Genomic DNA, 24,100 nt, shown 5'->3' on the forward strand with positions numbered 1-24,100 from the left:
AACTGGAATTTATGGAGGTGGAAAATGTATTTTTCAGATGAGAAAGATTACATTATGCGAATGATAAAAGAAATGGTGAAAATATTATTTTCTTTAATATGTGGGAAAAAGTATGTTTCTGTTGAGTTTGAAAAAGAAAACAAATATGAAGTGTCAGGGAAAAATTTGAAAAGTTTTCTTGATATGATTGATTCAGGGCAAATTAACGAAGCGGAGAATATACTTTTAGATAACATTGATTATACAAATAATGATGATGTGATGGCGGCAGCTCTTTTCTATCAATACCTTAGTGAGAAAGATAGTGAGTTTTTGATTAACAACAATTATACAAAAGAAGAAGTGCTTTCTGGTTTTAAGCAATTACTTGTGCAGTCAGAATATAATAATTTGTTATATATGATTAAGGATGATGAGTAATGCAGAATTTTCGACTTGTGAACTTTAACAACTCGAAAGTTGTAGTACTTGGAAAATGGAATAAAGAAAAAGGAGTGTGATTATATGAAAATATTATTACCGATTATTTATATTATTACTTTTATTATTGGAATATTCTTTATTATAACGGCGGATACAGGATTGATTACCAGTTATTATCAAGCACTCATTGCCGGAGTGATAATTAGCTGCTTTGCCGGTATATTCTTAGCAATTTACTTACATGAATGGCATAAGAAAAACTAAGCAATTATCAAAATTCTAGTTTTTGAAACTGAGACATCGGAATTTTACAGGGAGTGTATTACATGAAGAAATTAGTATCAGTATCAATAAAAACGATTATCTTTTTTGTTGGTTGGGCAATATGTGTATCGGTTATACCTATACCGAATACAGATAGTGCGGTAATCTGGAGATTTTGGGCAGAATTAATACCGCTTGTATCTATTATTGCGCTAACGCTTATCTTTTGGCTAATAGATAAAAGAAAGACACGCTTACATTTGACTGAAAAACTGGTTAATAATATCATATTAGGATGTGTAACAGGAGCAGTTTGGTTAGGCGTATCTGTTGGAATATTAGCTATAATAGGAGTTGTACATATAGATGGTAGAAATCAAATCTCTATGCTATGGTTGTGGATGATATCGGCTTTTCTCAATACTGTTATGCAAGAAATGTTGGTTCGTGGTTATTTATATCAGATGTTAAAAAGCAACTACAATATAGGTATTGCTGTTATTGTATCTACTGGCTTATTTACATTTGCACATGGTGGTGCTTTTGAGGCGGGAATTCTTCCAGTGCTTAATGTCATAACAATGAGTCTTTTTGTGACGGCAGCTTTGGAATATACAGATTCCTTAATTGCTCCGATTGTAATTCATTTTTTATGGAATGGTGTTGGTGCAATTATTTTGGGAGGAGTATCTTTGGCAGAAGATTATCCACATTTATTTAACATGGTAATTAGTGGTAATTCAATTCTGTCTGGTGGTAGTTGTAAAATTGAAGGTAGCATAATTGTACTTCTTATGAATTTGATTTTTATGGTTGGATTTATAATGGCAAATAAGAAAAAGGGTAAAATATATAAATCCTAATTTACTTTGGAGAAGAGAATGAATAAAGGAAGTTGTAAGCAGGAAACAAGTCTGACACAACTTTGTGATAAAATTATTACCATATGTAAAAGATAAGAAAACGATAAGGAGAAAGAAAATAAATGATCTCTGTATTGGTTATAGAAGATGATCCCCAGATTAGCCGTCTGATCGAGTCAACGCTGACTGCAGAAGGCTATCACTGTGAATGTGCACTTGATGGGCAGATCGGAGCTGACTGTATTGAGGAAAAAGTATATGATTTGATTCTTCTGGATTTGATGCTGCCCCAAATTAGCGGCTACGAACTGCTGGAATATATCGTAACTGTCGGAACACCGGTCATCATTATTTCTGCTATGGGACAGGTCAAAGACCGCATCCGGGGACTTCGTATGGGTGCGGATGATTATTTAAGTAAGCCGTTTCAGATTGGAGAGCTTTTGGCACGTGTAGAGACGGTACTTCGCCGTACAAAGCGGATACAGGATAAGATTACGATAGATGATGTGACGCTTGATCCGGTATCCCGCCAGGTATTTAAAGATGGGCATCAGATCAATCTGACTGTGAAAGAATTTGATCTTCTGATGGAGTTGGTTGGGAACAAAAATGTGGCTTTGAGCCGTGCCAGACTGTACGAAGCAGTCTGGGAGGAAGAATACAGTGGTGAGACCAGAACGCTGGATTCTCATATCCAGCGTCTGCGTAAAAAACTGGATTGGAATGACCGGATTGTGACAGTATTTCGCATCGGATACCGGCTGGAGGTTCATCAGTGAAATTTTTCTATAAGATATTTTTAAGCATGCTGCTGGTGCTGACGGTATCTTTGGCAACCATAGAGTACCTGACGGTATCGTACAGTCTGGAGCATGCATTGCAGCGGGAAGAAAATACCGCACTCTCCCAACATCAGATGGCCAAATATTCGATCCAGACAGTGCTACTTGGCATTACGGACGATTACACAACGTCCAATATGGAAAATATCGCAAAATCGGCAGAAACGCCTCTTGGTGCTCAAAGTGGTTTGTTTTTTGCCAGTCAGAACAGCCAGTCAGGGAGAGATGAGACAGTGTATTATAATTCCTGTAAGATCAATCCTTCGGACAGAATACCGGCGACGGGAATACTGGAATACGAGATACGGGAAACAGAAAAAGACAGATATCTGCAGGTTAGAAGCAGTTTTACACTCGATACCAACAGCTTTGTGCTGGTTACAGAGAAAAATGTAGAAGAACTGTTTCAGGATGCGGATACACTGCGCAGGCGCTGTGAATTCTTTTACTGGTGCATTCTTGCTACCGGTTCATTTTTGGTGCTTGTGATTACCTTTACCTTAACAAAGCCATTGCACAGACTGCAAGGCACAACCCGGAGGTTTGCTAAAGGAGAGTATGATGTACGAGCAGAGATCAGTAGCCGGGACGAAATAGGGGATCTGTCAAAAACATTTAATTATATGGCAAAGACGATAGAAAGCAAGATGGAAGAGCTGAAGGATGCGGTCAGAAGACAGGAGGAGTTTACAGCAAACTTTGCCCATGAGCTGAAAACACCGATGACGTCAATCATAGGATATGCCGATACGTTGTATCAGAAGACTCTGTCGCCGGAGGAAGTACATCAACTGGCCGGAATCATTATGAATGAAGGCATGCGTCTGGAGGCGCTTTCCTTTAAGCTAATGGAGCTTGTTACGCTGTCGCAATCTAATTTTCAGCTAGAAGAAGCCAGGATTGATGAGGTTATTGCAGATGCTGTGGAAACGATCCAACCGACAGCAGAAAAAAGAAATGTTCGGGTGCAGCTTCAGACAGAATCAGCCTGGGTACGTCTGGAATATGATCTCTTTAAGACACTTTTATTGAATCTGATGGATAATGCCTTAAAATCGGGTACGGACCGGATAAATATACAGGGAAGCTGTGAAAAAGAACAGTATATGATTTCCATTCGTGATTACGGACGGGGAATCCCGAAAGAAGATCTGCAAAAGATCACTGAGGCTTTTTATATGGTGGACAAATCACGCTCGCGGAAGGAACACGGCGCAGGTCTTGGCCTTGCACTGGCAGTAAAAATCGCAAAGCTGCATCATACAGAGCTTGTTTATGAGAGTGTGGCCGGACAGGGAACCTGTGTATCGTTTATGTTAGCAAAGGAGGCGGATGATGAAGAAGAGGAAGCTTAAAGTACTGTATATTCTTCTTACTGTGACACTGGCGTTTTTGATTGCACTGACGGGAATGTTCGTCCCCAAGCTTCTTCTGAATACAAAGGCAAAGAAACTGGCAACTGCCACAGGGAGAATGGATAATGGAGATGTATCGCCATATACCTATACGATGGATACAAAGACCCGGATTGCCAGAGTAGAAAAGCTGGTAGAGCAGATATTTATAAGTGGTGCAGATATGTATATAAACGTACGTGAGCCTCTTGACACGGAGCTTTCCTGCGAACAGGCTCAGAGGACGATAAAGAAATTTCTGATAGCATATGCGGATATGCTGGAAGAATACGGACTTTTGAGTACGGTGGAGCGTAATGATACGGACGCGCCGGTGTTCGGTTCAGGAAATGATGGGAATCTGCAGTATCAGGACAGGCTGACAGAAAGTGGGGACGCACAGTTGGAGAGAGACTGTACCTATATTCAGATGGAGCCACCGGATTTTATGGTGTCGCCGGAGAATCAGCAATTGTCTGTATGGGTGGACTCGGGTTATATCTATGATCAGTTTGTGGAGATCACCATTGATGCTGTGACTGGGCTGCCGGTTACCGTACAGTTTGGCATAGCAGGTATAGAGCCTGATGAGACCTGGTGTGAAGCCACAGCAGCAGTGCTTGAAAAAGTATATGGAATAGATTTGAAGTTTGGCGCACCCGAGATGTTGTATGAGCCTTATGCCGGAGACATGATGCGTCAGGCAGGAAAGATGGACTTTGAATATGCGTATGGTTTTTCCTGTGTAACGCAGGACAATGCGCTGCATATGGAGTATCAGTACTATAGCGAAGATACCGGGTATGCGGAAAGTAAAACCTCCCGAGATGTATATGGTGAAATATATATATGCTTTTACGGGGAATAAAGCTGTACATTTTATGGAGTCTGGTACGGCTCCACTGCGATTTGACAACTCAGACACAACTTTGCGACAGGATGGAGATAACCTCCTGCTATACTGTGGATATACGGTATAGCAGGAGGCATTTTTTATGAAAGAACCGATGACAGATGTAAGGAGAAAACAACTTTACAGGATAAAAAAACGAAAAAGAAGAAAACAATGTATAAGAGTCGCTCTTCGCATGGCAGTACTGTGTTTTCTGGTTCTGTTTGCTGTGCAGAAAACAGCAGATCTGCTTCGGGTGGATGACAGTGACAGGATGGAGGATGCAGAACAGTCATACAGTGGACAGGGAGGAAAGACACGGACAAATACGGAAAAAACATGGGGAGTATTCGGAAAAGCAGATGTGCTGACACAGGAAGACAAGCTGCATAGTATAGAAGAAAGTGATGAGTATCCTGACCAGCTTAAGGAATTGGCAGAAAAAAATAGTGAGACAATTGATTTTGTCTATGATTATCCGGAAATGAAGGACAAAAAGCAAACGATTGATCTGTCACAAGAAGCCAAAACCGATACAGTACCGCTTCTATTGCAGTGGGATGAACGCTGGGGGTATATGCCGTACAGTGGAGGTCTCCTCGGCTACACCGGCTGCGGACCGACGAATCTGGCAATGGTCGTTTTGTATCTGACCGGAGATAAAACGGTTACACCGGCATCTGTAGCAGAATACGCAGAGAGTGCCGGATACAGTGTGCCGGGATCAGGTAGCAGCTGGACACTGATTAGTGAAGGTTGTGAACATTATGGGATTCATGCTGAGGAAGTGCCGATGGATGAGGACAGAATAAAGGCAAAACTGGATGAGGGATGTCTGATCACCATCAATGTAGGACCCGGAGATTTTACAGATTCCGGCCATTTTATAACGATAATCGGATATGACAGGGACGGTTTTATCATCAATGACAGCAACAGTCGCACAAACAGTAAAAAAAGATGGTCATATGAGCAGTTGAGCAGACAGATGCGGAATCTATGGGCCATGTATAACTGAAGGGAAAAGCCAGATGTTGAACAGCTTTTGAACAGTGATACTACCATATTTTTCATATAGCAGCGATTGAAACACAAGGATTTTAGAATTTAGATATTTTTCTAAATAGTTGTTGACAATTCTGTTTCGTCAGAATATATTATATTTAGAAATATTTCTAAATACTTTTGAAAGAAGTGATGCTATGGCTTTTGCAGATACTTTTAAGGCCTTGTCCGATCCTGCACGCCGAGAAATCTTACAGTTATTAAAGAATGGCCGAATGTCCGCCGGAGAAATTGGTAGTCATTTTCATATGACCGGTGCTACTGTTTCCTATCATCTAAAGATTTTGAAAAAGGCTGATCTGATATGGGAAACAAAAGAAAAGAATTTTATTTACTATGATTTGAATACTTCCGTTGTAGAAGAATTACTTCTATGGTTAAAAGACTTGAAAGGAGACGAATCTCATGATGAAAAAATATAAATGGTCTTTGTTACTTGGCAGCCTTCTTTCTTTAAGCCCGATCTTGATCGGATTGCTTTTGTGGAATCAGCTTCCGACAAAGATTCCTACCCATTTTTCCACTGGAAATACTCCAGATGGCTGGAGCAGCAAGGCAATTACCGTTTTCGGACTTCCGCTTTTTATGTTTGCAATGATGTGGTTTTGCTTTCTTTTCACCCATGTTGATCCAAAACGCCAGAACATCAGTCCGAAGCTGATCCGGGCACTTGTGTGGTTCATGGCTGCACTTTCCCCGATTGTTGTGTGCTCTAGCTATGCTATTGCTCTTGGAATAAATGTGAATATTACTCTGCTCACTTATCTGATCATTGGACTCATGCTTTTGGTAATTGGCAATTATCTGGCAAAAACAAAACAGAACTATAGTGCTGGCATTCGGATTCCATGGACACTGTCCAGTGAAGAAAACTGGAATCGCACACACCGTTTCAGCTCCAGACTGTTTATCTTTTGTGGCCTGGCTATGATCGCCAATGGATTTCTGGACTCTAAGATACTGTTATTTTTCATCATGGCAGTGTTGATCGTTATCCCATATGCATATTCTTTTTTCTTATTTAAAAAAGGAATATGATGTACACTTTTGGAACATGCCTTTGTAGCTGCAATAAGGGCATATTATAGTAATGGTGTAGATTTTATTGAGCCTTTGGATGTTAGTACCATTTTCGGGAATGGACTTGATAACGCCATAGAAGCAAGTGAAAAACTTCCTGAAGAACAGAGGGCGATACTTGTGAAAGCGGGGAAAATGCAAAACTTCTTTTCTGTACTGATTGAAAATAACTGCTTGCAGGATAGCGGAAACACAAAGAGCCGTACCACAAAGAATGATGATTTTCTTCACGGTTTCGGTATTTCTAATATGCGAAAAGCCGTTGAGAAATATGATGGTCAGTTGATGACCAAATGCGAAAACGGGAAATTTACATTGAAAATTTTAATACTAATTCCATAAAGAATATGGCTTATGAGCCTGTTGTCTATCACGGACAGCAGGCTTTTTTGCGTAGTTATATTAGAATTGAGCGAGCTAAGCGAGCGATGCTTCTTGAACGACAGTTCAAGAAGATGGTGGCTATTAGAATTTACGCTTTCAGTATTAGAATTTGCGTCTTGTCTTGTATTCTTTATTTAATAGAATACAAGTTTATTCAAGTGATGAAACAAAAAATTCATAGAAGAGTATTCTCCTATATCAAGTACATTTGCTGCATAGATGGAATATCTTTATGAAATCTTCAAAATTGATTGATATTATGAAAAAAAAGAAAGGATGATTATAAATATGAATATGATTTTAAAAACAAAAAATCTCTGCAAATCGTTCAACGGGCAGACAGCCGTAAATAACATATCGCTGAACATTGAAAGAAATTCCGTCTATGGATTGTTAGGACCAAACGGAGCCGGAAAATCTACAACACTCAAAATGATAACAGGTATTTTGAGGCCCACATCTGGGAGTATTGAGTTTGACGGCCACGCATGGAAACGCAGCGACTTAAACCATATCGGAGCGTTAATTGAAATGCCGCCGCTTTATGAAAATTTGACCGCCTATGAAAATCTGAAAGTAAGGACTACTATTTTAGGGCTGACAGATAAGCGGATTGACGAAGTGCTGCAAATCGTCCGGCTGACGGAAACAGGCAAGAAAAGAGCCGGACAGTTTTCTCTTGGTATGAAACAGCGTCTTGGAATTGCAGTTGCATTACTAAACAACCCGAAGCTGCTCATACTTGATGAACCAACCAACGGGCTTGACCCGATTGGAATTGAAGAACTTAGAGAGCTTATCCGTTCCTTTCCTGCAAAGGGTATTACCGTTATTTTATCAAGTCATATTCTCTCCGAGGTACAACAGACCGCTGACCACATCGGCATTATTGCGGGCGGTGTCTTAGGCTATGAGGGGAAACTTAATGCAAACGAAAATTTGGAACAGCTTTTTATGGACGTTGTAAAAAGCAATCACAGGGAGGATTAAGGCATGGACTATCTAAAATCAGAACATTTGAAATTCAAGAGGACAATATCGAACAAACTGATTTTCATTGTTCCGCTAATTACGGCTATTTTTGCATGGATTATGGGTGGATATATCGGGTATCAGTACATGACACTTTACTGGTGGTATGCGTTCCTGCTTCCGGGAGCAATCGCAATTTTGTGTTCTTTGTCACACAGAAAAGAAGAAAACGCAGGGAAATACTATTCGGTATTTTCTATGCCTGTAAACCTTTCGAGATTTGAATTTGCTAAGGGCATTATCTTAGTCGGAAAACTGCTTGTTTCAGCGATATTTTTAGCATTGCTTATTTCTATCAGTAATATCATTGCTCCGGCAACGGCAGTATATTCTCTTTTGCACAGCATTACAGGAAGTATCGGAATTATCCTTGCGTCTGTCTGGCAAATCCCTTTGTGTCTGTACTTAGCACGCAAAACGGGAATGTTTGTGCCGATTGTGTTAAATACAATACTTGGGATTGTCCTATCTACTGCTACCGCATTAGGAAATACAATAGCATGGTGGTTTGTACCGTATTGTTGGGCAGCAAAACTGGCAGAGCCACTTATGGGAATTGAAATGAACGGAACTTATGCGGGGAATTGTGGATTTTCTATAGCCATTATGATTTCCATTTTGTTGTCAATACTCTTGTTTCTTATTTTATCCTATGCCGACGCAAAGGATTTTTCCAAAGGGAGGTAGACAGAAATGGGTTTTATTTATGCGCTTCGTTCTGAACAGGAAAAAACGAAGCATACATCGTTTTGGGCTATTCATTTTTGTGTACCCGTTATGGGGGCATTGTTATTTCTTGCTTACTATTCCCTGTATGCCAGCACCGCAGACAGTAAAAAGCTCAAAATGATATTGGAAATTACGACAACGTTTTTTCCGTTGTTGATAAGCGTTATTGTTGGTCTGAACGTTACACTGGAAGAAAAGGCTTCACACTTCCAAACGCTGCTTGCTGTACCAAACAGACACAAAAATATGCTTGCAAAATTAACTTATCTTTATGGTTCGGGGGTATTTGCATTGTTCTTTCTGTTCCTGTTATTTGTGATTGGCATACATCTTTTGGGAATGGCTGATACAGTGCAGCTCGGAATGCTCATTGGAGCCGCCGCCGGGATGGCCTTTTGTAATTTTATAATATACATCTTGCACCTGTTCCTTAGCTTCAAATTTGGATTAGGGTTATCCCTGTCTTGGGGCGTGTTTGAAAGTCTGCAATGTATCTTATATAGCAATATTGAACTGAAAGGTGTAGCCCGGTATATCCCCTTTGCATGGTCTATGAATTGGGTACAGGATATTTTGAGCCGACAAATTTTCAACTATGGAACGGAAAAAATATGGATTGCAGCATTAACGACAGGTGGCTTGTTGCTGACCTTATTATGGTTTTCTCATTGGGAAGGACGGAAAAATTATGAATAAAAATAGAAAAATGGTTATCGTCTTTTTGTTTGCTTTTGTTTTATGCTTTTCTCTTGCAGGCTGTACTTTACAGGACAGAATCGAAGAATATTCCAGTGGCAAGGAACAATGCTATTTGAATACGGAAAATGTAACACGTTTTTCCTATAAAGGTAACGATTACACCATTTTGGCAGATACCGTATCAAATGGCGGGCTTGGAGAATGGATTGGATATATCCGGCAGCTTGCCGCCATAGACGAGAACGGAAAAATATTGCTGCAAGAAAATGTTGAACCGGCAACTTTTCAATCCTTAGCGGATTTGGCGGAGAAAGCACCAGAAGCCGCTTACATTATTCCTTTTCTCAATGTATATGCGGCTCCTAACGCAGACGATTATCTTATTGTAGATGTAAACGGAGGGTATCATAAAGCTGTTATCAGCGAAAATGTCAAAGATAGCGATACTGTTTTTGATTTTAAGAAAACAGAAGAATCTATAAATGACAGCTTTGAAGTCAATCCAGAAAATGCGACACAGCTTCTTTGGGGCGGGGCGGTTTATCAAGTAACGTCTGATATGGTATCAGATGATGAATTAGGCAGCTACATTGATATTCTTGCCGAAAGTGTTACATTCGATACAGAAACGAAAATCCCTTTGTCAAAAGAAGATTTAAGCAAGATTGACTGGTACGGGGAAAATGCCGGACAGGGGCGAGAGTGTTGGTTTTACACAGATGTCTATGAGATTTACGGAACCGATAAAGCGGAAGCGGTTGCGGTCGAGGTAAATAATAACTACTATATTGCAAAGCGACAATGACAGCTTTCCTGCCCTTGGAGCTTGTGCTATACTAAAAAGGACAACGAAAGGAGGCAACAATATGGCAGCGATCCTTATGATTGATGATGAACAGGCTATTTTAGAGCTTGTGAAAAATGGACTGCAAAAGGACGGGCATTTTGTAACTGCCTATACCTCTGCTGCACAGGTGCCGCTTGATAAACTGAATAGGTACGATTTGATTATACTGGATATTATGATGCCGGATATAGATGGTTTTTCTTATTGTGATAAAATCCGTTCCCTTGTGGACTACCCTATTCTTTTTCTGACTGCAAAGACAATGGAACATGACATCACATTTGGGCTTGGTCTGGGAGCAGACGACTATCTGACAAAACCATTTCGCATTGCAGAATTGCGGGCGAGAGTAAACGCCCACTTACGGCGTGAACGTAGGGAACGACATACCGCACTTACCTTTGACCGCATAAAAATTGATTTATCTGCAAAAGAATTACGGGTGGATAACACGCCTGTTGCCTTAACGAAAAGCGAATATCTGATTTGTGAATATCTTGCAAGGAATAAAGGACAGGTATTTTCAAAAGAACAAATTTACGAAGCTGTTTTCAGCTTAGAGGGCGACAGTGATAATTCTACAATTTCTACTCATATCAAGAATATCCGGTCAAAATTGAACAAACTGGATATTCAGCCGATAGCGACAGTCTGGGGGATTGGGTATAAATGGGAATGAAAAAAACAACATCACTGAAAGCGTCTTTTTGGAAATTCTTATGTATGCTGCTGATTGGACTAATAGGTGCGGTGGCAATACCATTCAGTCTTATTTTAGCCGGAACCAGTACAGGGCTTATTACCTATGCGAATTATTCAGAACGCATCACAAAAAACCTTGCTCCTGTTATTGCCGCAACGCCGGATTTGGCAGATGTGCAGCTTCCTATGGGCTGTAAATATTTGGTGCTGGATAAAAATTATCAAGTGACGGAAACGACCTTAGAGGGTGACGATTTGGACCGGGCTATGGAATACGCAATATCCGGGAAGATAAATACAAACCTCAACAAACAGTATTTGCTTGTGACCCGCGAAAATGAATATGTGGTGCTGCAATATTACATAGGTTCACAGTTTACAAATGAATGGCTTTATGAGCATTTTCCCTCACCGGAAATTCTACTTTATATTTTTATAGCAATCAACTGTATTGCAGTATGCGTGATATTGGCAGCGAAGTTTGCAAAAAATATGAGGACGCAGCTCTCCCCACTTTTTGAAGCGACAAGGCAGGTAGCAGAACAAAATCTTGGTTTTGAAGTGGGACATTCAAAAATCAAAGAATTTGAGGATGTACTTTGCTCTTTTGCAAATATGAAAGATAATCTGAAAATATCTTTAGAGAAGCAATGGAACGCGGAACAGTTACAGAGAGAACAGATTGCAGCACTCGCTCACGATTTGAAAACACCTCTGACCGTCATTCAAGGAAATATTGATTTGATAAATGAAACGGAGCTTGACGACGAACAACGTCTATATGCGGGTTACATCACTGAAAGCTCCGAGCGGATAGGCATTTATATTAAAGCGTTAATTGACATTTCCCAGACAGTCGCCGGGTATCAGCTTCATTTGGAGAGATTTGATATAGCTGATTACATGGGCCAGATTGAAGCGCAGGCAAGCTCTTTATGCCTTACCAAAGGAATTTGTCTGCAACTGGAAACGGGGGGTAACCTGGGTACACTCAAGGCGGATAAGCTGCTGTTGGAACGGGCAATTATGAACGTGATAAGCAATGCGTTAGACTATTCTCCACCACAGGGGACAATTTATGTAACGGTGCAAAAAACTGACTGCTTTTTGCATATATCTATAACGGACGAGGGAGGCGGCTTCACGCCGGAGGCCCTACATCATGCACAGGAACAGTTTTTCATGGGCGACAAAAGCCGTACTTCTAATATGCACTTTGGTATGGGACTTTATATCACAAGCAGCATTATCAAGCAACATGGCGGGCAGCTTGTTCTAAGCAATTCTAAAAAGACTGGCGGCGCACAGGTTACTATCAAAATTCCATATTAAGAAATTAGAGGGCGATACTGCGGTATCGCTCATTATTTTTTCTAATCTTTATAAATTCTACAAATTTTCCATATAGCATATAGGTAAAGAATAGAACTATAATCTGCCGGACGACGGCAAAAGAAAAAAAGCCGTCGTAGAGCCACCATAGAGGTGCAGCGGTCCTTTTTCTTTTCTGGAGAGCAGGTGGATACTATGCAGTTTTGGAGGAGTGTGGTAAAATGTGATTGTTTATTATGTTAGGAGATTAGGAAGGTAGATGAAATGAGGACAATTTTGTTATTGGAAGATGATGAGAATCTGAACCGTGGAATCGCGCTAAAACTGCAGAAAGAAGGGTATCAGGTTTTTTCCGCTTTTCAGATTTCAGAGGCAGAAAAATTATTTGATGAAAATAGAATAGATCTGGTAATCAGTGATATTACTCTGCCGGACGGAAACGGACTGGAGTTTTGCAGGAAGATTCGAAATAAGAGCAAAGTCTTTGTACTGTTTCTCACGGCAATGGATTCGGAAATTGATATGGTAAACGGCTATGATGCAGGGGCGGATGATTATATTACAAAGCCATTCAGCCTGATGGTACTGGTTTCAAAAGTTCAGGCATTTATGAGAAGAATGGAAGGAGTCTGCGGACACAACAGAATCTTATCGGGAAATATCGAAGTAAATTATGGAGAAATGAGAGCGTTAAAACGAAATGCTGATGGAGTGACTCCTTTGACATTAAGTAAAAAGGAACTTCAGATAATGATTTACTTTATGGAAAACGCAAGGCAGATTTTATCAAAAGAACAGATTTTAGAGTATGTCTGGGATGTTGACGGGCAGTTTGTAGACGATAATACAGTTCCTGTAAATATCAGCCGATTGAAAGGAAAAATCGGGAATGATTATATACAAAATGTAAGGGGGATGGGATATATATGGACCGAAGAAAGCGTACAGGAGTAGCTCTGGCAGCAGGGCTGCTTTTTCTGTTTGTGACAGAGATATTGTTGCTGTTTCTGGCAGGAAATAGTTTATACAAGGAAGAGCAGGGGAAATTAGGGGCGTTAGTGCTGTCCCATCCGGAACAGGAGACGGAGTATATAGAGTTATTTGACAGAGGAAAGCAAAGAAATCGTCAGGAAGAGGAAGCGGGGAAAGAGCTGGAGGAGCGTTACGGGTATACTCCTTTTGATGGGAGAAGCGTGAAAACTTTTGCTGCATATGGAATAGGAATGGCGATGGTTTTTGTGGCAGGACTTGGAGTTTCATGGGTTTTGTTTTTGCGAAATAAAAGAGACCGGCAGCAAGATGAAAATAACCAGGAAGAACTTCGGGAAAAATATATAGAACTGCAGAATCATTTTGAAAAAGTAAGAGAAAAACTTTCCAGAGAAGAAAACAATACAAAATCTTTAATTACAGATATTTCCCACCAATTGAAAACACCGATTGCTTCATTGAAGATGAGTTGTGAACTGGCGGGGTCTGCCGATTTAACCTGGGAGGAACGGGAAGAATTTTATAAAAAGGAATGGGATGAAATTCAAAGACTGGAAAATCTTTTGGATTCACTGATTCATGTGTCCAGATTGGAATCTGGGATGATTCAGATTCAGCCAGAGATGGGCAGTCTGAAAAATACATTGGTACAGGCTGTAAACAGTGTGTATATGAAAGCGTATGAAAAATCCATAGATATTTCTCTGGATGAATTTCAGGATGTGCAAATTGTACACGACTCGAAATGGACAGGAGAAGTGTTCGTAAATATTTTAGACAACGCAGTAAAGTATTCGCCGGAGCATACAGAAATCCGAATTCGGGTAACAGAGCTTGCTACCTGCATGATGCTGGAATTTATCGACCAGGGAACAGGTATTCCGGCAGAAGAGGCGCATCGGGTATTTCAGCGTTTTTACAGAGGAAACCAAGAGTATGTAAAAAAACAGGAGGGCTCTGGGGTTGGACTTTATCTTGCCAGAAAAATTTTGGAGGAGCAGAAAGGCACGATTTGTGTAAAAGTAGCATCTGAAGGCGGTAATAATTTTGTGGTGACATTACCAAAGAAATAGATTTCTGAAAAAAGATTTCTTACATAATTGTTATGCTTTTTGTAAGCCTGCTGTAAGACTGGATTGATAGAATGACATTAGCAAAGAAAAAGGAGGCTTCAAAGTTTATGAAAGCAATATTAGAAACAAGAGATCTTGTGAAATATTATGGAAAAGGCGATAATTTGGTGAAAGCTATTGACCATACAGATTTAATAATCGAACCAGGTGAATTTACAGCAATTGTAGGACGTTCTGGATCGGGAAAAAGTACTCTTCTTCATATGCTGGGAGGATTGGACCGTCCTGATTCCGGAAAGGTTTTGATAGAAGGAAGAGATATTTTTCAACTGAAAGATGAAAAACTTGCAGTGTTCCGCAGAAGAAAGATTGGGTTTATTTTCCAAAGTTATAATTTAGTACCATCCTTAAATGTTTGGGAAAATATTGTGCTACCCATTGGATTGGATGGAAAGAAAGTGGATACAGAGTATGTTATGGATATTATCTGTAGAATCGGAATGGAGGATAAATTGAAATCCTTACCGAATACTCTTTCTGGTGGGCAACAGCAGCGAGTTGCTATTGCAAGAGCGTTGGCATCTCGCCCGGCGATTATTTTAGCAGATGAACCAACAGGAAATTTGGATTCCAAGACGGAGTTAGAAGTGATTTCTATGTTGAAATCCTGTGTTTCAGAATATGGGCAGACACTGGTTATGATCACGCATGATGAGACCATTGCGCAGATGGCTGACCGTATGATTGTCATTGAAGACGGTAAGGTGGTGAGAGCATGAAAACAGTAACAAAAACAGCGCTTGCCAATGTAAAACAGAACAAAGGAAGAAACTTTTTATGTGGATGCGCCATTGCACTGACTACGTTTCTGATATTTGTTGTTTTAACGGTGGGATATGGAATGATCCGCGTACAGCTTGCATCGGTGGATGCTTATTATCCATCTTACCATATTATGTTCCGCCAAGTTTCCGAGAAAAACACCAAAGCACTTCAGGTGCATAATGATATAGAAGAAATCGGTCTGAGAATGGATTTGGGACAGATTATAGATGATGATGCCACAATCATTATGACCGCTATGGATAATAATGGGATTCGGTTGAACAAAGCGGAGTTAGAAGAAGGAACTTTCCCAAAAAATGAAAAAGATATTGTTGTTTCCAAGGGAGTTTTAGAGGAACTGGGAATTCAGGGGAAATTGGGTGATGAAATCACGATTCCATACCAAATTTACGAAAAAGACGGTATGGGATATGCGAAAGAAGACACTTTCCGCATCTGTGGCTTTATGGAATCTTCTGATTTGAATAAAGAAAAGAAAATGTATTTTGTGATGAATTCCATGGAATATGCGAAACAGATGATACCGGAAGCAGACAGAGAATATCGTGTGATGTTCCGTCTGGCAGATGCAGAGCATATGACAACAGATGAAATCGAAGAGAGGGGAAAAGAAATCGGAGAGGATTTTGGTGTACCTGAGGGAAATGTGGTAGAAAACAGAGCGTATTTGGCTGCAAATTATACAGATCCGTCATTTGTAAAAGGAATGATCGTGGTAATCGTTATGGTTGTTTTAGCAGGAATCCTGACTATTTATAGTATTTATTATGTGTCTATGATACCAAAAGTACAGGAATATGGAAAATTAAAAGCCATAGGCTCCACCAAAAGACAGATTCGGCAGATGGTATTCCGTGAAGGAATGCTGGTTACGGCGCTTGCCCTCCCTGTAGGATTGCTTATCAGTAGTTTCCTGTCCAGATGGATTATGAAACAGATGATTACTTTTATGGCAGGCGAAGACCCTCTAATGCAGGTAGCAGCAGAACTTGTAAAAAATGGTGAGGTATCTTTGTTGCACTGGTGGATTTATGCGATTACCATTATGGCGGTGCTCTTTACTTCCGCAGTTTCTTTGGCAAAACCGATGCGAATTGCTGCCAAAGTTTCGCCCATTGAGGCTATGCGTTATCAGGGGTTAGAAAAACGTGGGAAAAAAGTACGGAAAGGCTATCAGAATCTCACGATTTTTCGTTTGACAAAAGCAAATATGGTAAGAAATAAAAAGAGGACTGGGATTACGATTGTTACATTAGGAGCAACTGGTATTCTGTTCATGGTTGTGGCAACTATTTTATCTTGCGCGGCACCGAAAGAAATTGCAAGAAAGGATATTGAATCTGATTATAAAATTAAATTGGAAACATGGGGTGGGGACAAAATGAATCCGGACAGAGACTGGAGACAGGTTCAGCAGAATAACCCCTTGACGAAAGCGTTTATTGATCAGGTTCGTGATGTAGACGGTGTGGAAGAGGTAAAGGTAAAAACATTTATGAATGGCAAAATTCCGAAACTATCTATGGATGGTGAAATTTGGGACGCGAATATTATTGGACTGGATGCATCTTATGCAGAAACGCTGGAAAAAGGAGAGATACAAGGACATGTGACATATGAAGAATTGGAAAAAGGAGATAAAATCCTCATGTCTGCTAATATGCTATACTGGTTCCCGGAACTGAAAGTGGGAGATTCCTTGAAGATGGTTTTGAATATGGGAGATGACCAGGTAGAAAAGACTTTTGAGATAGGAGCCATCGGAGATTACTATGCAAGCCTTGGCGGAAGTTCATTTTATCTGCCCCAATCAGTGTTGGAAAAAATGAATCCCAATAATCTGAACTACATACTGGAAATCACAGTGAATGATCAGAAAAAGAACAGTGCATATCAGGAACTTCAGGCACTTGCCGACAACAGTGAATACCTGGTGACAGGAAGTTATGAAGAGCAACTTCAGGAGTGGGAAAAGAATATGCGGTTGACGAGCGTTTTGTGTTATGCATTTCTGATTATTCTGGGTGGAATTGGAATCATGAATCTTGTGAACACTATGATGAACAGTATTTACACAAGAAGGCGGGAGCTTGGAATGATACAGGCGATAGGAATGTCTGAAAAACAGTTGATCCGTATGCTGCAACTGGAAGGAATCATCTATACTTTGGGAACATTGGCAGTTTCTGTGGGCATTGGAAGTCTTGTAGGATATGGTGCATTTCTTTATGCAAAAACCAAACACATGTTTCAGATCAGTGAGTATCATTTTCCAGTGGTCCCAGCAGTGCTTTTGATTTGTGTGGTTGCCTTTTTACAGGTACTGCTCACATATGGAGTATCTGCAAATTTCCGAAAATTGAGTTTGATTGATCGGATACGATATGCAGAGTAATATATTAAAAACATCATATATACAAAGGGAAACGCTATAAAAAAACAGAATTGCCCAATATGATTAAAAGGATAAAGAAAGCTCCCTTCTAAATAAACAAGATTTTATTATTTCTCTTGTCTACTTAGAAGGGAGCATATCATATCTTCACGCGTCATTTCTAAATTACGGCGGCTTTGATTTTCAGAGCCGCCGCTTTCTTTTTGCCTATCGGCAAGTCTACGACGACCCGAACACTGTAAAAATGCGGCGGCTATATGCTGGAAAAACGACCGGGAGAAATTTCTCTTATGGATGTTATTAACTGTACAGAGTCAACAATGGCAATCAGCAGATGCCTGGAGAAGGACGGATACTGTTCCAGAAATTACTCGGATTGCTGTAAAGTACATAAAGTGTTACTGGATCTGCAGAACACTTATAATAACAGTCTGGAAAATGTGAAAATATCAGATATTATTCAGCCGGGTAAAGATGAATATTTTGGACGTTTTTATGTAGTTATAAAACTGAATTTGAAGGATCAAACATATGAGTGTATTTATTCCCATGTACATGAAGTCTATGATAAAGTAAGTGCTTCAGCTAGCTACGGTGAGTTTGTAAAAAAGTATACAGAACAATATGTACATGAACAGGATCGCCAGAAGTTACAGGAATTCTTGGCAAGTGAAAAGCTTACGGAACACTTGGTAGACGGCTGCATGGAAGAAGATATGAGAGATTTGACAGATCTGGATATCCGGATGGATTAAAGGGAGATCAGATTCCAATCTGTGCTCAGGTGGTCGGTCTGGTAGATGATTATGATGCGTTGGTCAGTGAACGACCATATAAACGCAAATTGAGACATGGAGAAGCGGTAAGGATGATTATAAATGGTGAATGTGGAGCGTTTTCTATGAAACTGCTTCAATGCTTTCTGGCTGCTGCTATGCAAAAAGAGTGGGTGCAGAAAGTAGAAACGGATACGGAAGCGTAATAGGATGCAACCTGGGTAATGGGAAAACAGAGAAATAGTATCTTATCATTTTTTTATGAAATTGGATGAGATTCTGCCTATATAATACGATTCTACCATTAAGGGGTGTACTTTTTGGGACAAAATAGATACTATAATTCTGAAAGGGGGAAGTATTTATGGACCTTGTGAAAATCGGAAGCTATATTGCAGAAAAAAGAAAAAAACTTGGTATGACTCAAAAACAGCTTGCTGAGAAACTGGGTAAGAGTGATAAGTCAGTTTCCAAATGGGAACGTGGGATTTGTTTACCAGATGTGTCTGTGTATTTAGAATTATGTGAAATATTAGGCATTAGTCTAAATGAATTTTTGGCAGGTGAAGATATTGAGGTAACTAATGTAGAAAAAAAATCGGAAGATACACTGATACAGATATCAAAAGATAGTAGTCATAAACAGCGTTATTTAAAGAAGATTATTGCTGTACTTCTTATTGCTGTGGGAGCATTTGCTATTACTCTTGGAATCATGGCATGTAATAAATTGCGGCAACCACAAAATTATATAGAAGCAGTAGATCCAGATAGTGTAGAAATGAAAACGGCTGAATTGTTGTCCGGAATTGATGGAACCATGATGTTTCGATACAATTCAAAAGATACATTTCAAGCATTATACGTTTACTTGTCAGAATATCATTCTGGAAAACGAGTTTCACATAAACGAGTTTTGGAACTTTCCTATGAGGACGTGAAATCTGCAAAAAATGGATTGATTGTCATCACTCCGGATTTTGATAATTTTACTGCAAAGCTTATTGCAGCAGATGAATATTCAAAATATATGACAGAAACGCCAATCTTGGAAGGTGTTGCAAACAGAGAATATTATGGAAGATCTGCGACCTCTATAGAGAACAAAAGCACGATAGAGTACGGAACAGAGCAAGGATTGGCAGCACTGATCTATGGCGAACAAGGAGTGAGTTCGTTGCCGATACAGGACATTACAGGAGAATACATAGATACAGATAATGAGTATATGTATTATTATTCGGCTGAGTTTGTAAAATAAGAATAGCAAAAGTGAGAAGAGGATATCACAAATCATTGTTTTGATAATTCGGTGGTATCCTCTTTGTGGATTTCAGAGTTTGTTTCTCAGCTTTCGGTATTCTCTCGGTGAATATCCTTTCAGCTTGTGGAAAAGCCGGCTGAAATAAAGCTGGTTATCATATCCGACAATCTTAGAAATCTCATTGATGGAATAAGTTGTTGTTTCCAGTAACATCTGGGCATTGTTGATCCGGATTCCAACGATGAATTGCATTGGTGTGGAACCAGTATATTTTTTAAAATTACGGATAAACCAGCTGACACTCATTCCTCGTGAGGCAGCATAATCGTCGATATTGATATTCTGATTGTAGTTTTCACTGAAAAAAGTAACAGCGTTCTCCATCTCATGGTCAAGATATTCATTTTTCAATATATGTTCCCTGCTCAGTTCCCGGTGGAAAATAATCAGAAGATGGCGTAGTAAAAGGACAAGCATTTCCTCAAAATCATCCTGACAGCGTTGGAGTTCAATGATAATACGTTTGAAAATTTGTTCATATTCCATAGATGTACCAACCTGAAATACACGTTCTTTATCCGGAAATCCATACTGACGCAAGATATTTTTTACATTGCTGCCTGTAAAATGAATCCAGTATACTTCTGTCTTATCTTCCCCATAGTATTCATATTTCTGAAGTTCCTTCGGTCTGTACAGTACGATATTACCGGCGGGAACAATCGTTTCGTTATCTACATTGTCAAAATGAAAATGCCCACAACCGGCAGTGATATAGATAATCTGATAATCTAGGCGTCCCTTTGGACGATAGGTTGGTAACTTTGGATGGTTGGAAAGGCGGTAAGTGCCGCAGCTTCCTACAACCAGTGGGCGACTTTTGTCTTTGAAATCCATATGGGAGTGGTTTAAATAACCGGTATTCATATACATAGAGCAGCACCTCTTTTCCTATTTTTTATTATTGTATCATTTAGTGCATATTTTGTCTAATCCAATCCATAGACATATTTTGCAGATTAGGATAAGGTATATATAGCAAAACAAAGAAACGTAAACATAAAAGTAAAAAGTGAGATTTGCTGCAGGGGAACAAAGTATAAAAAAATGTATATGTATTGAAGGAGAGTTATTTATGATTGTACCACGTTATTATGAGAATTTAAGCGTACTGCATGAAAACACAATGCCAGCCAGAGCCTATTATATTCCGGCATCCAAAAGAATGGACAATCTGGTGGAGCACAGGGAAGAGTCAGACCGTATGCAGTTATTGAATGGAACTTGGAAATTCCAGTATTTTAACAGCATCTATGACATTCAGGATTCTTTCTTTGAGAAGAATTATGATACAGAAAACTTTGATGAGATTCAGGTTCCAAGTGTATGGCAGATGGCAGGCTATGACACACATCAGTATACAAACATCCGGTATCCGTTTCCGTTTGATCCACCATATGTGCCACAGGATATTCCATGTGGAGCCTATGTACATAATTTTGAGTACAGTAGAGATGAGAAAGCATCAAAAGCTTTTTTGAACTTTGAAGGAGTAGACAGTTGCTTTTATGTATGGATCAATGGTTCTTATGTAGGATACAGCCAGGTTTCCCATATGACCAGTGAGTTTGATGTTACAGATGTACTTCAGGATGGAACAAATACGGTGGCAGTGTTGGTAATGAAGTGGTGTGATGGTTCTTATTTGGAAGATCAGGACAAATTCCGTATGAGTGGTATTTTCCGGGATGTGTACATTTTGAAACGTCCAGAGCAGGCAATCAGCGATTATCATATAAAAACAAAGATTGAGGATATGCTTGCAAAGGTAGAACTTGATGTGAAATTCTACTCCTCAGCAAATGTAAAAATTTCGATTGAAGATAAAAATGGAGCAGTTGTCGCAGTAGGAAGTATTGCCGAAGAAGGAACAGCGGTGTTAGAGATTGCAAGTCCAGAGCTTTGGAATACAGAAAATCCATACCTGTACAAACTGATCCTTGAAACAGAAAATGAAGTAATTGTAGATCATATCGCACTCAGAAAAATAGAGATCAAAGACCAGGTTATTTATTTAAATGGACAGAAGATTAAATTCCGTGGTGTCAATCGACATGATTCCGATCCGGCTACTGGATTTACAATCAGTCCGGAACAGATTACAACTGATCTTACGTTAATGAAGCAGCATAATTTTAATGCGATCCGTTCCAGCCACTATCCGAACGCACCATTTTTCTATGAAATGTGTGACAAGTATGGATTCATGGTAATAGATGAAGCAGATATTGAAGCTCATGGTCCATTTATGATCTACAGAAAAGAAGACACCGATTACAATCGGTTCAAACGATGGAATGAGAAGATTGCAGATGATCCGGTATGGGAAGAGGCAATCGTTGATCGTGTAAAACTCATGGTGGAACGTGACAAAAACCGTTTTTGTATCGTCATGTGGTCTATGGGAAATGAAAGTGCTTATGGCTGCAACTTTGAAAAAGCACTTGCTTGGACAAAGAAATTTGATCCAGACCGCATCACACAATATGAGAGTGCAAGATACCGTAATTATGATGAAACATATGATTACAGCAATCTGGATGTGTACAGCCGGATGTACCCAGCGCTTTCCGAAATTCAGGAATATCTGGATAAAGATGGAAGCAAACCTTTCCTTTTGGTAGAGTACTGTCACAGCATGGGAAACGGACCTGGAGATTTTGAAGATTATTTCCAGATGATTCAGGATAACGATAAAATGTGTGGTGGATTTGTCTGGGAGTGGTGTGACCATGCGATTGCTCATGGCACTGCTGAGAATGGAAAGACAATCTATGCTTACGGAGGAGACCATGGCGAAGAAATCCATGATGGCAATTTCTGTATGGATGGATTAGTATATCCGGACAGAACGGTACATACAGGACTTTTGGAATACAAGAATGTTTATCGCCCGGCAAGGGTTATTTCCTATGATAAAGAAAGCGGAGAACTGGTGCTTCATAACTACATGGATTTTGATGACTTGAAAGATTATGTGAAGATTAGTTATGAACTGACACAGGATGGTCTTGTGATCAGCAAAGGCATACTTCCGGAGTTTTCTGTGGCACCACACGGGGAAGGAAAAACAAACCTGAAGATCAATGTTCCAGAGAATGGGAAATGTTATTTGAAACTTATTTACCATCTGAAAAAAGAATTGCCACTGTTGGATGAAGACCATATTCTTGGATTTGATGAAATTGAGGTAAGTAAAGAGGATGCAAAATGTAAACTTGCAGAGAAATGGATACCAAAAACAGTAGTGGACTCTGAATTACAGGTAAATGAAAATGATACACAGATTCATATCAAGGGGCGTGAATTTGCTTATACCGTAGACAAACGTACTGCACTCTTTACAGAGATGAAATTCGCAGGGCGGGAATACTTGAACCATCCGATGGAATTAAATATTTGGAGAGCTCCAACAGATAATGATATGTACATCAAGTCTGAATGGAAGAAAGCTCACTATGATAAGGCTTACACAAGAGCCTATACGACAGAGGTTGTGCAGGGAAAACATGGTGTGAAAATTACAAGCCATGCATCCGTTGTGGCAGAGACAGTACAGAAGATTCTTGATGTGACGATTACATGGAAAATAGAAGCTACTGGAAAGATTGATGCAGATGTTGCAGTAACAAAAGACGATGAATTCCCGGATCTTCCGAGATTTGGGGTGAGGATGTTCCTGGATAAGAAACTTGCAGATGTCAGATTCTTTGGAATGGGACCGCAGGAGAGCTATCGTGACAAGCATCAGGCAGCGAGTCACGGTCTGTACCGGGCAAATGTAGGGGATTTACATGAGGACTATATCCGTCCACAGGAAAATGGAAGCCATTATGATTGTGAATATGTAGAGCTTAACAACAGCCGATATGGAATTGTGGCATCCGCAGAAAAGGCATTTTCATTCAATGCTTCTTATTATACACAGGAAGAACTTGAGAAGAAAACGCACAATTATGAATTAATAGAATCAGATAGTGTAGTATTCTGTGTTGACTACGCATTAAATGGCATTGGTTCTAATAGTTGTGGTCCAGTTGTATTGGAGCAGTACCGATTTGATGATGTATTATTCCAGTTCCAGTTTACACTGATACCGTATGTAAAGGGATAATAAAGTTTCATGTAACCAGTAAACAAGGAAA

Annotated in this window: 25 protein-coding genes; 24 read left to right on the forward strand and 1 reads right to left on the reverse strand. The window is 39.7% G+C overall.

Annotated elements, in window-relative coordinates:
- The first annotated feature begins 24 nt into the window (after window positions 1-24).
- The 23 genes from DXC04_RS03405 (at window position 25) to DXC04_RS03510 (ending at window position 19,892) form a co-directional block, all read left to right on the forward strand.
- Window positions 25-420: a DUF6483 family protein gene (locus DXC04_RS03405; RefSeq protein WP_118659925.1), complete on the forward strand. Its 396-nt coding sequence runs from the start codon at window positions 25-27 to the stop codon at window positions 418-420.
- 84 nt (window positions 421-504) lie between these two features.
- Window positions 505-687, forward strand: a complete 183-nt coding sequence (locus tag DXC04_RS03410) for a hypothetical protein (protein ID WP_118659927.1) — start codon at window positions 505-507, stop codon at window positions 685-687.
- A gap of 62 nt (window positions 688-749) precedes the next feature.
- Window positions 750-1,550 carry a CPBP family intramembrane glutamic endopeptidase gene (locus tag DXC04_RS03415; RefSeq protein ID WP_118659929.1) on the forward strand — a complete coding sequence of 267 codons (801 nt, stop codon included), beginning with the start codon at window positions 750-752 and terminating at the stop codon, window positions 1,548-1,550.
- A 122-nt stretch (window positions 1,551-1,672) separates the two neighbouring features.
- Window positions 1,673-2,332, forward strand: coding sequence for a response regulator transcription factor (locus tag DXC04_RS03420; protein WP_118659931.1), 660 nt, complete (start codon window positions 1,673-1,675; stop codon window positions 2,330-2,332).
- Window positions 2,329-3,750, forward strand: coding sequence for a sensor histidine kinase (locus DXC04_RS03425; protein WP_118659933.1), 1,422 nt, complete (start codon window positions 2,329-2,331; stop codon window positions 3,748-3,750). The genes DXC04_RS03420 and DXC04_RS03425 overlap by 4 nt, the downstream gene beginning before the upstream one ends.
- Entirely contained in the window at window positions 3,731-4,657 is a 927-nt protein-coding gene (locus DXC04_RS03430; protein WP_118659935.1) for a hypothetical protein, read from the forward strand. Before DXC04_RS03425 ends, DXC04_RS03430 begins: the two co-directional genes overlap by 20 nt.
- Window positions 4,658-4,784: 127 nt before the next feature.
- A complete protein-coding gene (locus DXC04_RS03435) occupies window positions 4,785-5,699 on the forward strand; it encodes a C39 family peptidase (protein WP_118659937.1) in 915 nt (304 codons plus the stop codon).
- A gap of 184 nt (window positions 5,700-5,883) precedes the next feature.
- The gene (locus tag DXC04_RS03440) at window positions 5,884-6,168 is read left to right on the forward strand and encodes an autorepressor SdpR family transcription factor (RefSeq protein ID WP_023923479.1); all 285 of its coding nucleotides are present in this window, start codon (window positions 5,884-5,886) and stop codon (window positions 6,166-6,168) included.
- Window positions 6,152-6,784, forward strand: a complete 633-nt coding sequence (locus DXC04_RS03445) for an SdpI family protein (protein ID WP_118659939.1) — start codon at window positions 6,152-6,154, stop codon at window positions 6,782-6,784. Before DXC04_RS03440 ends, DXC04_RS03445 begins: the two co-directional genes overlap by 17 nt.
- Window positions 6,785-6,793: 9 nt before the next feature.
- Window positions 6,794-7,168, forward strand: coding sequence for an ATP-binding protein (locus DXC04_RS03450; protein WP_005347147.1), 375 nt, complete (start codon window positions 6,794-6,796; stop codon window positions 7,166-7,168).
- A gap of 330 nt (window positions 7,169-7,498) precedes the next feature.
- Window positions 7,499-8,200, forward strand: a complete 702-nt coding sequence (locus DXC04_RS03455; RefSeq protein WP_118659941.1) for a lantibiotic protection ABC transporter ATP-binding protein — start codon at window positions 7,499-7,501, stop codon at window positions 8,198-8,200.
- Between the two features lie 3 nt (window positions 8,201-8,203).
- Window positions 8,204-8,929, forward strand: coding sequence for a lantibiotic immunity ABC transporter MutE/EpiE family permease subunit (locus tag DXC04_RS03460; protein WP_118659943.1), 726 nt, complete (start codon window positions 8,204-8,206; stop codon window positions 8,927-8,929).
- Between the two features lie 6 nt (window positions 8,930-8,935).
- Window positions 8,936-9,667, forward strand: coding sequence for a lantibiotic immunity ABC transporter MutG family permease subunit (locus DXC04_RS03465; protein WP_118659945.1), 732 nt, complete (start codon window positions 8,936-8,938; stop codon window positions 9,665-9,667).
- Complete coding sequence (locus tag DXC04_RS03470) at window positions 9,660-10,475, forward strand: NisI/SpaI family lantibiotic immunity lipoprotein (protein ID WP_118659947.1); 816 nt, start codon at window positions 9,660-9,662, stop codon at window positions 10,473-10,475. The genes DXC04_RS03465 and DXC04_RS03470 overlap by 8 nt, the downstream gene beginning before the upstream one ends.
- Before the next feature lie 61 nt (window positions 10,476-10,536).
- The gene (locus DXC04_RS03475; protein ID WP_117739185.1) at window positions 10,537-11,196 is read left to right on the forward strand and encodes a response regulator transcription factor; all 660 of its coding nucleotides are present in this window, start codon (window positions 10,537-10,539) and stop codon (window positions 11,194-11,196) included.
- Window positions 11,187-12,551, forward strand: coding sequence for a sensor histidine kinase (locus tag DXC04_RS03480; RefSeq protein ID WP_118659949.1), 1,365 nt, complete (start codon window positions 11,187-11,189; stop codon window positions 12,549-12,551). Before DXC04_RS03475 ends, DXC04_RS03480 begins: the two co-directional genes overlap by 10 nt.
- Before the next feature lie 264 nt (window positions 12,552-12,815).
- Entirely contained in the window at window positions 12,816-13,505 is a 690-nt protein-coding gene (locus DXC04_RS03485) for a response regulator transcription factor (RefSeq protein ID WP_028088187.1), read from the forward strand.
- Entirely contained in the window at window positions 13,478-14,614 is a 1,137-nt protein-coding gene (locus tag DXC04_RS03490) for a sensor histidine kinase (protein WP_118659951.1), read from the forward strand. The genes DXC04_RS03485 and DXC04_RS03490 overlap by 28 nt, the downstream gene beginning before the upstream one ends.
- A gap of 107 nt (window positions 14,615-14,721) precedes the next feature.
- On the forward strand, window positions 14,722-15,393 hold the full coding sequence (locus DXC04_RS03495; protein WP_005341592.1) for an ABC transporter ATP-binding protein: 672 nt from the start codon (window positions 14,722-14,724) through the stop codon (window positions 15,391-15,393).
- Complete coding sequence (locus DXC04_RS03500) at window positions 15,390-17,855, forward strand: ABC transporter permease (protein ID WP_118659953.1); 2,466 nt, start codon at window positions 15,390-15,392, stop codon at window positions 17,853-17,855. The genes DXC04_RS03495 and DXC04_RS03500 overlap by 4 nt, the downstream gene beginning before the upstream one ends.
- A 257-nt stretch (window positions 17,856-18,112) precedes the next feature.
- Window positions 18,113-18,610, forward strand: a complete 498-nt coding sequence (locus DXC04_RS15830) for an Rrf2 family transcriptional regulator (RefSeq protein WP_243112089.1) — start codon at window positions 18,113-18,115, stop codon at window positions 18,608-18,610.
- A gap of 11 nt (window positions 18,611-18,621) precedes the next feature.
- The gene (locus tag DXC04_RS15835; protein WP_330426426.1) at window positions 18,622-18,837 is read left to right on the forward strand and encodes a hypothetical protein; all 216 of its coding nucleotides are present in this window, start codon (window positions 18,622-18,624) and stop codon (window positions 18,835-18,837) included.
- Between the two features lie 158 nt (window positions 18,838-18,995).
- The gene (locus DXC04_RS03510) at window positions 18,996-19,892 is read left to right on the forward strand and encodes a helix-turn-helix domain-containing protein (protein WP_118659955.1); all 897 of its coding nucleotides are present in this window, start codon (window positions 18,996-18,998) and stop codon (window positions 19,890-19,892) included.
- Window positions 19,893-19,964: 72 nt separating this feature from the next.
- On the opposite strand, the gene DXC04_RS03515 is transcribed toward DXC04_RS03510, so the two are convergent.
- Window positions 19,965-20,828, reverse strand: a complete 864-nt coding sequence (locus DXC04_RS03515; protein ID WP_118659957.1) for a helix-turn-helix domain-containing protein — start codon at window positions 20,826-20,828, stop codon at window positions 19,965-19,967.
- Window positions 20,829-21,030: 202 nt separating this feature from the next.
- Here DXC04_RS03515 and DXC04_RS03520 point away from each other — a divergent pair, with 202 nt between their 5' ends.
- Window positions 21,031-24,069, forward strand: a complete 3,039-nt coding sequence (locus DXC04_RS03520) for a glycoside hydrolase family 2 TIM barrel-domain containing protein (RefSeq protein ID WP_118659958.1) — start codon at window positions 21,031-21,033, stop codon at window positions 24,067-24,069.
- Window positions 24,070-24,100 lie beyond the last annotated feature (31 nt).

The organism is Dorea sp. OM07-5 (assembly GCF_003481355.1).
Lineage (GTDB): Bacteria > Bacillota > Clostridia > Lachnospirales > Lachnospiraceae > Dorea_D > Dorea_D hominis.